At 71.3% G+C, this 13821-nt stretch carries 14 protein-coding genes; 7 read left to right on the top strand and 7 right to left on the bottom strand.

Annotated elements, in window-relative coordinates:
• Positions 1–3: 3 nt before the first annotated feature.
• The 5 genes from ACIBAG_RS17960 to ACIBAG_RS17940 all read right to left on the bottom strand — a co-directional run bounded on the left by ACIBAG_RS17960 (position 4) and on the right by ACIBAG_RS17940 (position 3902).
• Positions 4–912 (bottom strand): dihydrodipicolinate synthase family protein, encoded by a 909-nt coding sequence (locus ACIBAG_RS17960; RefSeq protein WP_399106058.1) that lies wholly within the window; start codon positions 910–912, stop codon positions 4–6.
• Positions 909–1577: a GntR family transcriptional regulator gene (locus ACIBAG_RS17955; RefSeq protein WP_399106056.1), complete on the bottom strand. Its 669-nt coding sequence runs from the start codon at positions 1575–1577 to the stop codon at positions 909–911. Before ACIBAG_RS17955 ends, ACIBAG_RS17960 begins: the two co-directional genes overlap by 4 nt.
• Before the next feature lie 210 nt (positions 1578–1787).
• Positions 1788–2540, bottom strand: coding sequence for an MBL fold metallo-hydrolase (locus ACIBAG_RS17950; protein WP_399106053.1), 753 nt, complete (start codon positions 2538–2540; stop codon positions 1788–1790).
• Positions 2541–2596: 56 nt separating this feature from the next.
• Positions 2597–3244, bottom strand: a complete 648-nt coding sequence (locus tag ACIBAG_RS17945; protein ID WP_399106051.1) for a dihydrofolate reductase family protein — start codon at positions 3242–3244, stop codon at positions 2597–2599.
• 61 nt (positions 3245–3305) lie between these two features.
• The gene (locus tag ACIBAG_RS17940) at positions 3306–3902 is read right to left on the bottom strand and encodes a TIGR03086 family metal-binding protein (RefSeq protein WP_399106049.1); all 597 of its coding nucleotides are present in this window, start codon (positions 3900–3902) and stop codon (positions 3306–3308) included.
• Positions 3903–4078: 176 nt separating this feature from the next.
• Here ACIBAG_RS17940 and ACIBAG_RS17935 point away from each other — a divergent pair, with 176 nt between their 5' ends.
• Positions 4079–5314 (top strand): MFS transporter, encoded by a 1236-nt coding sequence (locus ACIBAG_RS17935; RefSeq protein WP_399106047.1) that lies wholly within the window; start codon positions 4079–4081, stop codon positions 5312–5314.
• Here ACIBAG_RS17935 and ACIBAG_RS17930 read toward each other — a convergent pair.
• Both ACIBAG_RS17930 and ACIBAG_RS17925 read right to left on the bottom strand, forming a co-directional pair.
• The gene (locus ACIBAG_RS17930; protein ID WP_399106045.1) at positions 5251–6414 is read right to left on the bottom strand and encodes a hypothetical protein; all 1164 of its coding nucleotides are present in this window, start codon (positions 6412–6414) and stop codon (positions 5251–5253) included. The genes ACIBAG_RS17935 and ACIBAG_RS17930 overlap by 64 nt on opposite strands.
• The gene (locus ACIBAG_RS17925) at positions 6411–7364 is read right to left on the bottom strand and encodes a 5-dehydro-4-deoxyglucarate dehydratase (RefSeq protein WP_399106043.1); all 954 of its coding nucleotides are present in this window, start codon (positions 7362–7364) and stop codon (positions 6411–6413) included. The genes ACIBAG_RS17930 and ACIBAG_RS17925 overlap by 4 nt, the downstream gene beginning before the upstream one ends.
• 188 nt (positions 7365–7552) lie before the next feature.
• Between ACIBAG_RS17925 and ACIBAG_RS17920 the strand changes: the two genes are divergently transcribed.
• From ACIBAG_RS17920 to ACIBAG_RS17895, 6 genes are all read left to right on the top strand, one after another.
• Positions 7553–8377 (top strand): NAD-dependent epimerase/dehydratase family protein, encoded by an 825-nt coding sequence (locus tag ACIBAG_RS17920; protein WP_399106041.1) that lies wholly within the window; start codon positions 7553–7555, stop codon positions 8375–8377.
• Between the two features lie 322 nt (positions 8378–8699).
• The gene (locus tag ACIBAG_RS17915; protein WP_399106039.1) at positions 8700–9470 is read left to right on the top strand and encodes a DeoR/GlpR family DNA-binding transcription regulator; all 771 of its coding nucleotides are present in this window, start codon (positions 8700–8702) and stop codon (positions 9468–9470) included.
• 145 nt (positions 9471–9615) lie between these two features.
• Positions 9616–10977, top strand: a complete 1362-nt coding sequence (locus ACIBAG_RS17910) for an ABC transporter substrate-binding protein (RefSeq protein WP_399106036.1) — start codon at positions 9616–9618, stop codon at positions 10975–10977.
• 2 nt (positions 10978–10979) lie between these two features.
• Positions 10980–11927: a carbohydrate ABC transporter permease gene (locus tag ACIBAG_RS17905; protein WP_399106034.1), complete on the top strand. Its 948-nt coding sequence runs from the start codon at positions 10980–10982 to the stop codon at positions 11925–11927.
• On the top strand, positions 11927–12796 hold the full coding sequence (locus ACIBAG_RS17900) for a carbohydrate ABC transporter permease (protein ID WP_399106032.1): 870 nt from the start codon (positions 11927–11929) through the stop codon (positions 12794–12796). Before ACIBAG_RS17905 ends, ACIBAG_RS17900 begins: the two co-directional genes overlap by 1 nt.
• On the top strand, positions 12793–13782 hold the full coding sequence (locus ACIBAG_RS17895) for a zinc-dependent alcohol dehydrogenase family protein (RefSeq protein WP_399106030.1): 990 nt from the start codon (positions 12793–12795) through the stop codon (positions 13780–13782). Before ACIBAG_RS17900 ends, ACIBAG_RS17895 begins: the two co-directional genes overlap by 4 nt.
• Positions 13783–13821 lie beyond the last annotated feature (39 nt).

Genomic DNA, 13821 nt, shown 5'->3' with positions numbered 1-13821 from the left:
CGTTCATATGGACCACCCGGCGGCTATCGCGGCGACCTCGGCGCGCTCACCCTCGGGCAGATGCCGGCTCGGCGGGCGGACCTCGCGGCGGCACAGACCGAGGGAGGCCAGGGCCTCCTTGACGACGGTGACGTTGTCGGCGGAGCCGTTGGCGGCGCGCAGCTCCTCGAAGCGGCGGATCTGCTCCCAGACCTTCATCGCGCCTGGGTAGTCCCCGGATCGAAGCGCTTCGATCATGTTCAGCGAAACGGCCGGGGCGACGTTCACGAGCCCGGAGGTGAAGCCGGTGGCGCCCGCCGAGAAGTACGAGGGCGCGTACGGCTCCGCGAGCCCGGCGACCCACACGAAGCGCTCCAGGCCGGCGTCGCGGGCGAACGCGGCGAACCTGGCGGCGTCCGGTACGGCGTACTTCACGCCGATGACGTTCGGGCAGTCGTCGGCGAGTTCGGCCAGGCGCGCGCCGCTGAGCTGGGCGTTGCGGATGTACGGCACGACGCCGAGCTCGGGGACGGCCGCGGCGATGGCGCGGTGGTAGTCCACCCAGCCGCTCTGCGAGACGTACGGGTGGACGGGCTGATGCACCATCACCATCTGGGCGCCCAGCTCGCGGGCGTGCCGGGCGGAGGCGACGGCGGTGGGCACGTCATGGCCGACGCCGACGAGGACGACGGCGCGGTCGCCGGCCTCGTCGACGGTCAACTCGGTGACGAGGCGGCGCTCTTCGGGGGTGAGGGCGTAGAACTCGCCGGTGTTCCCGTTGGGGGTGAGGGTCCTGATCCCTCCGTCGAGGAGACGACGCAACAGGGCCCGGTGGGCGTCCTGGTCGATGGTGCCGTCCCCGGCGAACGGGGTCACCGGGATCGCCACCACGTCGGCCAGGGCCGTCCGCTGGGTCTCGAACGTCGTTGTCATGCCGGACCGTCCCCTCCCTGGGCCTCGACTCCCGCGTCCGGGAAGGCCCGCTCGACGAACGACGCGATATGGGCGTGCAGGGCGCGCGCGGCGCCGTCGGCGTCCCCTTCGAGCGCGAGCCGCAGGATCTCCCGGTGCTCGCCGGCCTCCCGCTCCCAGGAGGGCGAGGCGGCCCAGGCGACGGCGGAGACGAGGGCGGCCTGGTCGCGGACCTCGTCGAGCATCCGGCCGAGCAGCGGGTTGCCGCACGGCAGGTAGAGGGCGCGGTGGAACTCCCGGTTGGCGAGGGAGCGTTCGGCGGTGTCGGCGGCGGCGTCGGCGCGGGTCAGGGCGTCCCGGGCGGCATCCAGGGAGGCGCCGCGCCGCACGGCTCGCTTCAGCGCCTCGGGCTCCAGCAGCAGCCGCACGTCGTAGACCTCGCGCGCCATGTCCGCGTCCACCATGCGCACCGTGACGCCCTTGTACTGGCTCATCACGACCAGCCCGGTCCCGGCCAGCGTCTTGAGCGCCTCGCGCACCGGGGTCTTCGACACCCCGAACTGAGCGGCGAGCTCGGTTTCGACGAGAGCCTGACCGGGCGTCAACTGCCCGATGAGGATGCGGCGTTTGATCTCCTCCAGCACGTACTGCGTGCGCGAGGGGATCGGCGTGGGCACAGAGGTCATGCGCGCCTCTCGGATCTTCGCGAGATGGCTCTCGCGTATGGGATCTCAGGTAGGGGATCTCACGTATCGCGTCTCATATATGACGTACGAAGTACGACGCGATGAAGGTAGGAGGGGGCGCATGTTTCGTCAATGCTTCTGGCAAAGGAAGTTGAGGGTGCCTCAGGGATCGCCTCAGAGGTGGCCCCGGATCTCGCCGCGGAGCTTGCCTCAGAGATGCAGCGTGTGACCTTCGAACGCGGTGCGGGTGCGCCCGCCGAAGGCCGCGGCGGCGCGGGAGGTCGCCGTCTCCGGGGTGAGGGTGGGCCCGACGTGCGTGATGACGAGCACCTGTGCGCCTGCCTCGCGGGCGGCGTTTCCGGCGTCCTCGGGCGTCAGGTGCACCTGTTCGCCTTCGCGATGCGCGTCGATGTCGGCCTCGCACAGGAACAGGTCGGCGTCGCGGGCGAGTTCGGTGAGCGCGGGGCAGGGCCCACTGTCCCCGGAGTACGCGAGCACGCGCCCGTCGCTCTCCACGCGCAGCCCGTACGCCTCGACGTCGTGCACGACGGCACGCGAGGTGAGCTGCACATCTCCGTGGCGGACGGTGTGGCCGTCACGCAGGGGCCGGAAGTCGAGGACGCCGCTCAGGAACCCGGCGTCCGCCCGCCCGAAGAACCCGGCGAGACGCTGGGCGCAATCGGCCGGCGCATAGACGGGCATCGGCGCGTCCGGGGTGAGTCCGCCATAGGCCAGCCCGTACACGGCGGCCAGCAGATCGGCGTTGTGATCGGCATGCAGATGCGAGATCCAGATCGCGCTCAGCCGTGCCGGATCCGTATGCCGCTGCAACTCCGCGAAGGTCCCGGGCCCCGCGTCCACCCACACCTCGGCCCCTCCCCCGCGCACCAGATAGCCGGAGCAGTTGCGGCCGGGGCCGGGGTGCGGGGAGGCGGTGCCGAGGACGGTGAGGGTGAGGGGCATGAGGGGGAGCGTACGTGCTGTCCGGCCCCCGCGGTGCTGCCTCGACCTCGGCGGCCTCAGAGCCCCACGCGGGTGAACGTCACATGCGTGACTCCGCTGGGCGAGGAGGTGGCCTCGACCTCGTAGCCCTTCTCGACGTCCTCCAGTCCGTCCCAGAGGCGTACGCCCCGGCCCAGCAGGATCGGGACCACCACGACATGCAGCTGGTCGATGAGCCCGGCGGCGAGGAAGTCGCGGACCACGGTGACGCCCCCGCCGATGCGTACGTCCTGGCCGCCCGCGGCCTCGCGGGCCGTCTCCAGTGCCTTGGCGGGCGAGGTGTCGAGGAAGTGGAACGTCGTGCCGCCCTCCATCTCGATCGAGGGGCGCGTGTGGTGGGTGAGGATGAAGGTCGGTGTGTGGAACGGCGGGTTGGGCCCCCACCACCCCTTCCACTCCGGGTCCTCGTGCCATCCGGGGAAGCCGAACTTCCCGGCGCCCATGATCTCGGCGCCGATCCCGGGCGCGAACTGCCGCGCGAAGGCGTCGTCGAGGCCGCCGCTCCCGCCGGGCTTGCCGACCATCTCGTGCCACCACCGGGTGGCGAACATCCACTCGTGCAGCCTTTCTCCGGCGTGGCCGAACGGCGCGTCATGGCTCAGCCCCTCACCGGTGCCGAAGCCGTCGAGGGAGATGGCGAAGTTGTGGACGCGGGCGAGTGACATGGCTGGCGATTCCCTTCTTCGAGTTGGTTCTCCGAGTTGGTTGCGACGTGGGGAAGCGGGCCTATGCGGCCGACGGACGCCACCGCGGATCCCGCCCGCTCAACCCCACCGCCCGGTCGAGCAGCGGTGCGTCGTCCGCGACGGGGACGACCGGGCCGAAGATGCCGCCGCCGCGGCTCGGGTCGTCGGCGGCCGCGAGGAGCATGCCGTACGACAGCTGCAGAGCGGCCGGGTCCGGGGCGTACGGCTGGCCGGTCGCGCGGGCCAGGTCCCAGCCGTGGATCACGAGCTCGTTCACGGCGACGACACCCGCCTCCGCGCCCGTCAGGGGCACGCTGCCCGCGCGGGTCTCGCCGGTCCAGGCGGCCGGGTCGCGCCAGGCCTCGGCCAGTTCCGCCAGGACCTTGGGCAGTTCCTCGCGCCAGCCCGGCCCGATGTCCGGTACGGCGGCGTCCGGGGGCGTGTCGGTCGTGGGGCCCAGGTCCTTGCGGGCGGCGTCGCGGAAGGCGACGGACAGGCCGAGCAGATGGCCCAGCAGGTTGCGTACGGCGTACTGCGGGCACGGTGTGCCGTCCGTCAGCTGATCGTCGCGGACGCCGTCCGCCAGGCGGGCGATGAGACTGGTCTGTGGTGCGAGGTCGAGGGTGCTGTCAGTCATGGGCCGGCTCCTCAGGGGTCTGTTCCTGAGAGGTTGACCGACGCCGACGGCGAAACTCATCGCCGCACACGATCGCGCGCGGCCGCACCCCCTTACGGAGCACAGCGCGAAGCGGCCGCCCTCTAAGGCACTTCCCCGATCCGCGCGCCCCCGCCTCAGCCGCACAGTGGTCAGGCATGACGACCACCACCTGGGCACTCCCACGCGTCCTGCGCGACCGCGACGCCCGCCTCTATCTCGCCGGAGTCGTGATCTCCGGTTTCGGCACGTCGGCGCTGTGGCTGGCGTCCGGCGTCTGGGTCAAGGACCTCACCGGGTCCGACGGCCTGGCCGCGCTGTGCATGCTCGCCATGTGGGCGCCCACCCTGGCCGGCCCGCTGCTCGGCACGCTCGCCGACCGCACCCGCCGCAAACCCCTGCTGATCGGCGTGAACCTCCTGCTGGCCGCCCTCCTGCTCAGCCTCCTCGCGGTCGACTCCCCGGACCGCCTCTGGCTCCTCTTCGCGGTCCTGTTCGTCTACGGCGCGGCAGGTGTCGTGCACGACGCCGCCGAGTCGGCCCTCGTCGCGGGCTCGGTCCCCGCACCCCTGCTCGGCGACTTCAACGGGCTGCGCATGACGGCCACCGAGGGCATGAAGCTCCTCGCCCCGTTGGCCGGCGCGGGCGTCTACGCGGCGTACGGCGGGGCGAGTGTCGCCCTGCTCGACGCGGGCACGTTCGTGGTCGCGACCGGCCTGTACGCCTGCCTGCGCGTGCGCGAGGGCAAGCCCGCGCGCCCGGCCGGCGACTGGCGGACGCAGACCGCCGAGGGCGCCCGCCACCTGTGGTCGCACACCCGGCTGCGCCCACTTGTCCTGGCCGGCGGAACCACCATGCTCTTCGCCGGCCTCAACGGCGCGATGACCTACGCCGTCATCGACGGCCTCGGGCACGCTCCCGCGTACGCCGGTGTGCTGTACGCCGTCCAGGGCGCCGGTTCGGTGGCGATCGGTCTGCTCTCCGGCCCGGCCCTGCGCCGGCTCGGGGAACGCCGCTTCGCCGCGTACGGCATCGCCCTGACGGCCGCCGCGGCGGGACTGAGGGCGGTTCCGTCCGACCCGGTGGCCCTGGTCTGCAGCGCGGCGGTCGGCGTCGGCCTGCCCTGTGTGCTCATCGCCGCGCTCACCGCCGTGCAGCGCGATACGCCGGACGCGCTGCTCGGCCGTACGGCCGCCACGGCCAACACACTCGTCTTCACGCCGAACGTCGTCGGGCTGGCGGCGGGGGCTGCGCTCGTCGAACTGCTCGACGTACGGCCGCTGTTGGCGGTCATCGGCCTGGCCTGGCTGGTGACCGCCCTGCCGCTGCTTCAGAGCCCGGCGAGGCCCTCCCGCACCGCCGCCAGGTCCCCGTCCGACGCCAACCCCGCGTGATACAGCCGGATCTCGGTGGCCCCCAGCTCACGCGCGCGTGCCGCGTCCGACGCCAGCGTGCCGGGGCTGCCGCCCATTCCGGAGACCACACCGAGGTTGGCCGCGATGACGGCGCCCTCGCGGCCCTGCTCGGCGAAGGGGGCCAGCAGAGCGGGGCCGCCCGCGCAGGGCACGACCACGCCGTCCGCTACGGACAGGATGTGCTCGGGGTCGACGCCGGGGTTGGCGCCGACGTGGTAGGTCACCGGGTCGGCGTGCAGCAGCACCTGGAAGCCGTCGGGGGCGGCCGCGCGAACGGCACGGACCGCCGTCTCCTGGAGCGTACGGGCGGTTTCGTCACGCCACGCGCGCGTGGCCGCCGCCGGCTCCGCGCCGAGCAGCTTCTCGACGCCGGCCCAGCCCTCGTCGTCCGGCGCTCCCTGCCACAGCGGCTCCAGGGCGGCGCGTACGGCGGCCGCCAGTTCGTCGGCGTCCAGGCCCTGGGCGCCGTAGCCCTCCTCGCAGGTCGGGCAGAAGCAGAGCGCCATCAGGTAGTACCCGGCGTCCCCGAGCGGGACCCCGGCCGTCTTGTCGTGGGCGTGCAGGTGCTGGAGCCCGTACCAGCCGAGGGACTCCAGTTCGGTGCCGTGTGCCCCGGGGCGTACGGCGGCCTCGGCGGCCAGGTCGACGAGGTACGCGCGCGTGGCGGGCTGGGCGATGCAGGGGGCCCAGGGGTAGCGGTCGCCGTAGGCGTTGACGACCGAGGTCTCCGGATGCTCGGCGCCCAGGCGGGAGTTGTGCGCGAGGACCACCCAGGTGTGGACCTCCAGACCCGCGTCCGCGAGGGCGGTGGCCGCCTCGCCGTGCGCGTCACCCGGCGCCCAGTCCCCGGCCGGGTACGGGCGCAGCTCCCGGCCCGCCCACCGGTCGTCCGTCGGGTAGAGCACGGCCGCGTGTTCGGCGGTGACGATGCGGTGGCGCGGGTGGCGCGGGGTGAGGGCGCGGGTGGAGTGGTAGGCGGCGGCGAGCGTCACCTGGCGCACGCCGAGGGCGGCGATCCGCCCGGGTGCCTCCGGGTCCCCGTTGACGTCCCAGGGGTAGACGAATGTCGACGCCTTCACTCGGTGTCCTCCGGCTCCCTCTCCAGCAGCGCGTAGCCGCGCTCGATGAGCTGAGCGAGCTGCTTGACATGATCCTCGCCCGGCTCGTGCAGCGGGGGCCGCACCTCCCCCACGTCCAGTCCGCGCAGCCGTACCCCGGCCTTGACGAGGGCGACGGCGTATCCGCGGCCCTGGGCGCGCAGTTCGACGAACGGGCGGTAGAAGCCGTCCAGGAGGCGGGTGACGGTCGCCTCGTCGCCGGACTCCAGCGCCTCGTAGAAGGCGAGGGCGATCTCCGGGGCGAAGCAGAACACGGCGGAGGAGTAGAGCGGGACGCCGATGGCCCGGTAGGCGAGCTGGGTCTGTTCGGCGGTCGGCAGGCCGTTGAAGTACAGGAAGTCGCCGGTGACCTCGGTGCGTACGGCGCTGACGATCCGCTGCATGAGGTCCAGGTCGCCCAGGCCGTCCTTGAGGCCGATGATCCCGTCGGTGCGGGCCAGTTCGACGACGGTCGCCGGGGTGAACACGGCGTTGTCGCGCTGGTAGACGATGACGGGCAGCGCGGTCGCCGCCGCGATCTCCCGGTAGTGCCGCAGCAGCCCTTCCTGCCCGGCGACGACGAGATACGGCGGCATGGCGAGCAGCCCGTCCGCGCCGGCACCCTCGGCGAGAGCGGCGTACCGCACGGCGAGGGCGGTGCCGTATCCGGCGCCCGCGACGACCGGGACCTGTCCGTCCGCCGCCTCGACGGCCGCCCGCACGCAGGCCTCGTACTCCTCGGGCGCGAGCGCGTGGAACTCCCCGGTGCCGCAGCACGCGAACACGGCGGCGGCCCCGGCCTCGACGCCCCGGCGCACATGGGTGCGGTACGTGTCGAGGTCCACGGAGCCGTCGGGGCCGTAGGCGGTGACGGGAAAGAACAGCGGCCCGCCGGGGATGCTGAGGCGTGCGGCGAGGGGGGCAGGCGTCACGGGCTCTCCCTGGGGCGAGTGCGGTTACTTGCGGGACGAATGCGGGACTGGTGCAGAATTCTGATCAGAGTTTACGTTTATGAACGACGGCTACACCACCCTTGACTCACAAGGGTCGCGATCCTTAACTTGTCCACGAATGTGAATACTGTGCACGCATGCGGCCGATCACTCAAGGAGCCCCGACGATGCCCGCACCCCGCACCGTTCTGCTCACCGGCGCCGCCGGCGGGCTCGGCACCCTGATGCGGGACCTGCTCCCGGAGTACGGCTACCGGCTGCGGCTGCTCGACCTGCGCCCCATCGATGGCGAGCCGGACGCGATCGTCGCCGACCTCGGCGACCGGGAGGCGCTGCGCGAGGCCGTGCGGGGCGTCGACGCGATCATCCACCTCGCGGGCATCTCCCTGGAAGCCCCGTTCGAGAAGATCCTCCGGGCGAACATCGAGGGCACCTACAACCTGTACGAGGCCGCCCGCGAGGAGGGCGTCGGCCGCATCGTCTTCGCCTCCTCCAACCACGCGGTGGGCTTCACGCCGCGCCCGCACGGCGACGCGCCCTTGGACGCGAGCGCGCTGATCCCCATCGACACCCCGCGCCGCCCCGACACCTTCTACGGCCTGTCCAAGTCCTTCGGCGAGGACCTGGCGCAGTTCTACTGGGACAAACACGGGCTGGAGACCGTGTCCGTGCGCATCGGCTCCTGCTTCCCCGAGCCGACCAGCGTCCGCATGCTCTCGGTGTGGATGAGCCCCGCCGACGGCGCCCGCCTCTTCCACGCGGCCCTGACCGCCGAGAACGTCGCGCACACGGTCGTCTACGGCTCCTCCGCGAACACCCGCCTGTGGTGGGACCTGACCACCGCACGCTCCCTGGGCTACGAGCCGCAGGACGACTCCGAGCCGTACGCCGAGAAGCTCATCGCCGAGCAGGGCGAGCTCGACCCGGACAACATCGCGCACGCCCACCTGGGCGGCCACTTCGTGAGCGACCCGCCGATCTGGCCGTACTGACCCGCCGATCTGGCCGTACTGACCCGCCGATCCGGCCGTACTGAAATGTGACCTTACTGACCGAAACACGTCGTCACGCGAGGGCGGGCGGGCACCGAACGGGCCCGCCCGCCGCCGCATTCGGGCACGGACGGCGCCCGATCTCACCTGCCACGGCACAACCACGCAGGTCCGCGACGGGCACACCGCACCGTGAACGGGCACATACGGGCAGCATCGGAGCTGCAACAGACCTGGTCAGTGCCGCACACCCGCTGTAGAAATTTCCCCCAAGGCCCCACCGGGCCCGAACGGGCAGCAAAGCGGAAGGCAGGTGTCGGCCATGGGCACGAGAACGGCGGAAGAACGCCAACGCGAGATCGTGCTGGCCGCACGGCGGGACGGCTCGGTCGACGTCACCGCGCTCGCCGACGATCTGGGCGTGGCCAAGGAGACCGTACGGCGGGATCTGCGCGTCCTGGAGGACCACGGCCTGCTCCGCCGCACCCACGGCGGCGCCTACCCCGTGGAGAGCGCCGGCTTCGAGACGACGCTCGCCTTCCGCGCCACCAGCCATGTCCCCGAGAAGCGCCGGGTCGCCGCCGCGGCGGCCGAGCTGCTCGGCGACGCCGAGACGGTCTTCGTCGACGAGGGCTTCACCCCGCAGCTCATCGCCGAGGCCCTGCCCACCGACCGGCCGCTGACCGTGGTCACCGCGTCCCTGCCGGTCGCGGGCGCCCTCGCCGAGGCCGAGAAGATCTCCGTGCTGCTGCTCGGCGGCCGGGTGCGCTCCGGCACCCTCGCCACCGTCGACCACTGGACGACGAAGATGCTGGCCGGCTTCGTCATCGACCTGGCCTTCATCGGCGCCAACGGCATCTCCCGCGAGCACGGCCTCACCACCCCCGACCCGGCCGTCAGCGAAGTGAAGTCGCAGGCGATCCGGTCCGCGCGGCGCACCGTGTTCGCGGGCGTCCACACCAAGTTCGGCGCCGTCAGCTTCTGCCGCTTCGCCGATGTCGGCGCGCTGGAGGCCATCGTCACCAGCACGCTGCTCCCCGCCTCCGAGGCCCACCGCTACTCCCTGCTGGGACCCCAGGTCATCCGCGTCTGACGACCGGGTGCCCCCACCCGCCGCCGGCCGGAACCACCCCGCCGCACCACAGTCCCCGACCATCCAGCAACCGAACAGACCCACCTTGTGGGCACCGCCAACCCCAAGACAGTCCCCTTTGCACCTAAATGTCCAGGAGTACCGCATGCGAACCCAGAGCCGACGCGCGCCACGCACCCTGTATGCCGTGGCAGCGATAGGGACGCTGATCACTCCGCTCGCCGCCTGCGCGGGCGCCGGCGGGTCCGGATCCTCCGACGGCAAGTCCATCAACGTCCTGATGGTGAACAACCCGCAGATGGTGGAGCTGCAGAAGCTCACCGCCGACAACTTCACCAAGGACACCGGGATCGAGGTGAACTTCACCGTCCTGCCCGAGAACGACGTCCGCGACAAGATCAGCCAGGACTTCGCCAACCAGGCGGGCCAGTACGACGTCGCCACCCTCAGCAACTACGAGATCCCGATCTACGCCAAGAACGGGTGGCTCCATTCCCTGGACTCCTACGTCGAGAAGGACACCGCCTTCGACCAGGCCGACGTCCTGGGGCCCATGACCCAGGCCCTCACCGCCGAGGACGGCAAGCTCTACGGCGAGCCCTTCTACGGCGAGTCCTCCTTCCTGATGTACCGCAAGGACGTCTTCGAGAAGGCGGGCCTGACCATGCCCGACAAGCCCACGTGGCAGCAGGTCGCCGACCTCGCCACGAAGGTGGACGAGGCCGAGTCCGGCATGAAGGGCATCTGCCTGCGCGGCCTGCCCGGCTGGGGTGAGGTGATGGCGCCGCTGACCACGGTCGTCAACACCTTCGGCGGCACCTGGTTCGACAAGGACTGGAACGCCCGGCTGGACTCCAAGGAGTTCAAGGAGGCCACGCGGTTCTATGTCGACCTGGTCCGGGAGCACGGTGAGGCGGGTGCCGCGCAGTCCGGCTACGCCGAGTGCCTGAACAACATGACGCAGGGCAAGACGGCCATGTGGTACGACGCCACGGCCGGCGCCGGTTCACTGGAGGCCTCCGGCTCCCCGGTCAGGGGCAAGATCGGCTACGTCCCGGCACCCGTCGAGGAGACCGACAGCTCCGGCTGGCTCTACACCTGGGCCTGGGGCATCCAGAAGGCGTCCAAGAACGCCGAGAACGCCTGGAAGTTCATCTCCTGGGCCTCCGGCAAGGACTACGAGAAGCTCGTCGGCGAGAAGATCGGCTGGGCCAACGTCCCGGCGGGCAAGCGCACTTCGACGTACGACATCCCGGACTACCGCAAGGACGCCGCCGCCTTCGCCGACGTCACCCGTGACGCCATCGCGAGCGCCAAGCCCGAGGACCCGGGCGTGCAGCCCCGGCCCGCGCCCGGCATCCAGTTCGTCGGCATCCCCGAGTTCACCGACCTCGGCACCAAGGTCTCCCAGGAGATCAGCGCCGCGATCGCCGGCCGCCAGTCCGTGGACAGCGCACTGAGCAAGGCGCAGAAGCTCGCCGAGGCCGTCGGAAAGAAGTACCAGTGATCATGACCGTGACGACTCCCCCCACCCGGGTCGCCGCCACCTCCCCGCGGCCGGCGGCCCGGCGGCCCCACCGTATGCGCGCCTGGGCCACCCGGGCCCCGCTGCTCCCCGCGCTGATCTTCATGATCGTCGTGACGCAGCTGCCCTTCGTGGCCACCCTGGTGATCTCCTTCTTCGACTGGAACGCCCTCTACCCCGACGACCGCCACTTCGCCGGCCTGGCCAACTACTCGGAAGTGCTGAGCACGCCCGAACTGCGCAAGTCGGTGTGGACGACGATCCTGCTGACCGCCACCGTCGTGCTCGTCAGCCTGGTGCTCGGCCTGCTCCTGGCGCTTCTGCTGGACCGCAGGTTCCGTGGCCGGGCAGCCGTCCGCACCATGCTCATCGCCCCGTTCCTGCTGGTGCCGATCGCGGCCGCGCTGCTGTGGAAGCACGTCCTCTTCAACCCCGAGTACGGCCTGTTCAACGGCATCCTGCACTGGATCGGAGGAGCCGGGGCGGCCCAGCCCGACTGGATCTCCGAAATGCCGCTGATGGCGGTCGAAGCGTCCCTGATCTGGCAGTGGACGCCGTTCATGACGCTGATCCTGCTGGCCGGACTGCAGAGCCGCGATCCGCAGCTCATCGAGGCGGCCCGGGTGGACGGCGCGAACGACTGGCAGGTGTTCGTCCACATGACGCTGCCGCATATCCGCCGCTACATCGAACTGAGCGTGCTGCTCGGCTCGATCTACATCGTGCAGAACTTCGACGCGGTGTACACCATCACCTCCGGCGGCCTGGGCACCGCGAACCTGCCGTACACCATCTACCAGACCTTCTACCAGGCCCACGAGAACGGCCTGGCCTCGGCGGCCGGCGTCATCGTCGTCATCGGCTCGATCATCCTCGCGACCTTCGCCCTGCGCGTCGTGTCGTCCCTGTTCCGCGCGGAGGTGTCCCGCTGATGACCGCCACGCTCACCACCGCGGCCCCGCGAGGGTCCCGGCCCCGCGCCCGGCTCCAGGGCGCCGCCCTGGGAATGGCCGCCTGGCTGGCCGGCATCCTCTTCGTCCTCCCCATCCTCTGGATGGCCCTGACCTCCTTGCACTCCGAGGCGGACGCGGCGACCAACCCGCCCTCCGTCGCCGCCTCGCTCACCCTGGACGGCTACCGCGAGTTCTTCGGCGCGGGCGGCGGCGCCAGCCCCTGGCCCTCGTTGATCAACTCGACGACGGCCTCGGTGGCCTCGACCCTGCTGACGCTGCTCCTGGCACTGCCCGCGGCGTACGCCCTGTCCATCCGGCCGGTGAAGAAGTGGACCGACGTCCTGTTCTTCTTCCTGTCCACCAAGATGCTGCCGCTGGTGGCGGGCCTGCTGCCGATCTACCTGTTCGCCAAGAACACCGGCCTGCTCGACAACATCTGGGCGCTGGTCATCCTCTACACCGCCATGAACCTCCCGATCGCGGTGTGGATGATGCAGTCCTTCCTCTCCGAGGTGCCGGTCGCGATCATCGAGGCGGCACAGATCGACGGCGCGCGACTGCCGACGATCCTCACCCGCGTGGTGGCCCCCATCGCGCTGCCCGGAATCGCGGCGACCTCCCTGATCTGCTTCATCTTCAGCTGGAACGAGCTGCTGTTCGCCCGTGTGCTGACCGGCGTGGTGGCGGAAACCGCCCCCGTCTTCCTGACCGGCTTCATCACCAGCCAGGGCCTGTTCCTGGCGAAGGTGTGCGCCGCGTCGCTCGTCATCTCCCTGCCGGTGCTCGCCGCGGGGTTCGCCGCCCAGGACAAGCTGGTCCAGGGCCTGTCGTTGGGAGCCGTGAAATGAAGGCCGCCGTCATCGAGTCCGTGGGCAAGGCCGTCGTCGCCGAGGTCCCGGACCCGACGCCAGGACCGCGTGACGTCGTGGTCGAGGTCGCGGCGTGCGGCCTGTGCGGAACGGATCTGCACATCCTCCAGGGCGAGTTCGCGCCGAAGCTGCCGATCGTGCCCGGACACGAGTTCGCGGGCGAGGTGGTCGGCGTCGGCGGTGAGGTCACCGAGCTCTCGGTCGGCGACCGGGTCGCGGTCGACCCCTCCCTGTACTGCTACGAGTGCCGCTACTGCCGTACCGGCCACAACAACCTCTGCGAACGCTGGGCAGCGATCGGCGTGACGACGGCCGGCGGTGCGGCACGGTACGCGGTGGCCCCCGTGGCGAACTGCGTACGGCTGCCCGAGCACGTCCGCACGCAGGACGCGGCGCTCGTGGAGCCGTTGTCGTGCGCGGTACGCGGCTACGACGTCCTGAAGTCCCGCCTGGGCGCCCACGTCCTGATCTACGGCTCCGGCACGATGGGCCTGATGATGCTGGAGCTGGCCAAGCGGACGGGCGCGGCGAGCGTGGACGTCGTGGACGTCAACCCCCAGCGCCTGGAGACGGCCCGCCGCCTGGGCGTCTCCGCCTCGGCCGCGAACCCGGACGAACTGGACCGCCCACAGGGCTGGGACCTGGTGGTGGACGCCACGGGCAACGCGGCGGCGATCCAGGACGGCCTGGACCGGGTGGCGAAGGCGGGGACGTTCCTGCAGTTCGGGGTGGCGGACTATGCGACGCGTGTGACGATCGACCCGTACCGCATCTACAACCAGGAGATCACGATCACGGGTTCGATGGCGGTCCTGCACAGCTTCGAGCGCGCGGCGGAGCTGTTCGCGAACGGGGTCCTCGACCCGGAGATCTTCATCAGCGACAGGATCCCGTTGGAGCGGTATCCGGAGGCGTTGGAGCAGTTCGCGTCGGGGGTCGGACGGAAGATCGTGGTGGTGCCGTAGGGTTCTCGCCCCCGCCACCCCTGCCCGTCCCGTCCTGAA

Source organism: Streptomyces sp. NPDC051243 (genome assembly GCF_044455405.1).
Taxonomy (GTDB): domain Bacteria; phylum Actinomycetota; class Actinomycetes; order Streptomycetales; family Streptomycetaceae; genus Streptomyces.
Note: the sequence above shows the minus strand (reverse complement) of the source record. Positions and strands in the feature narration are given on the sequence as shown.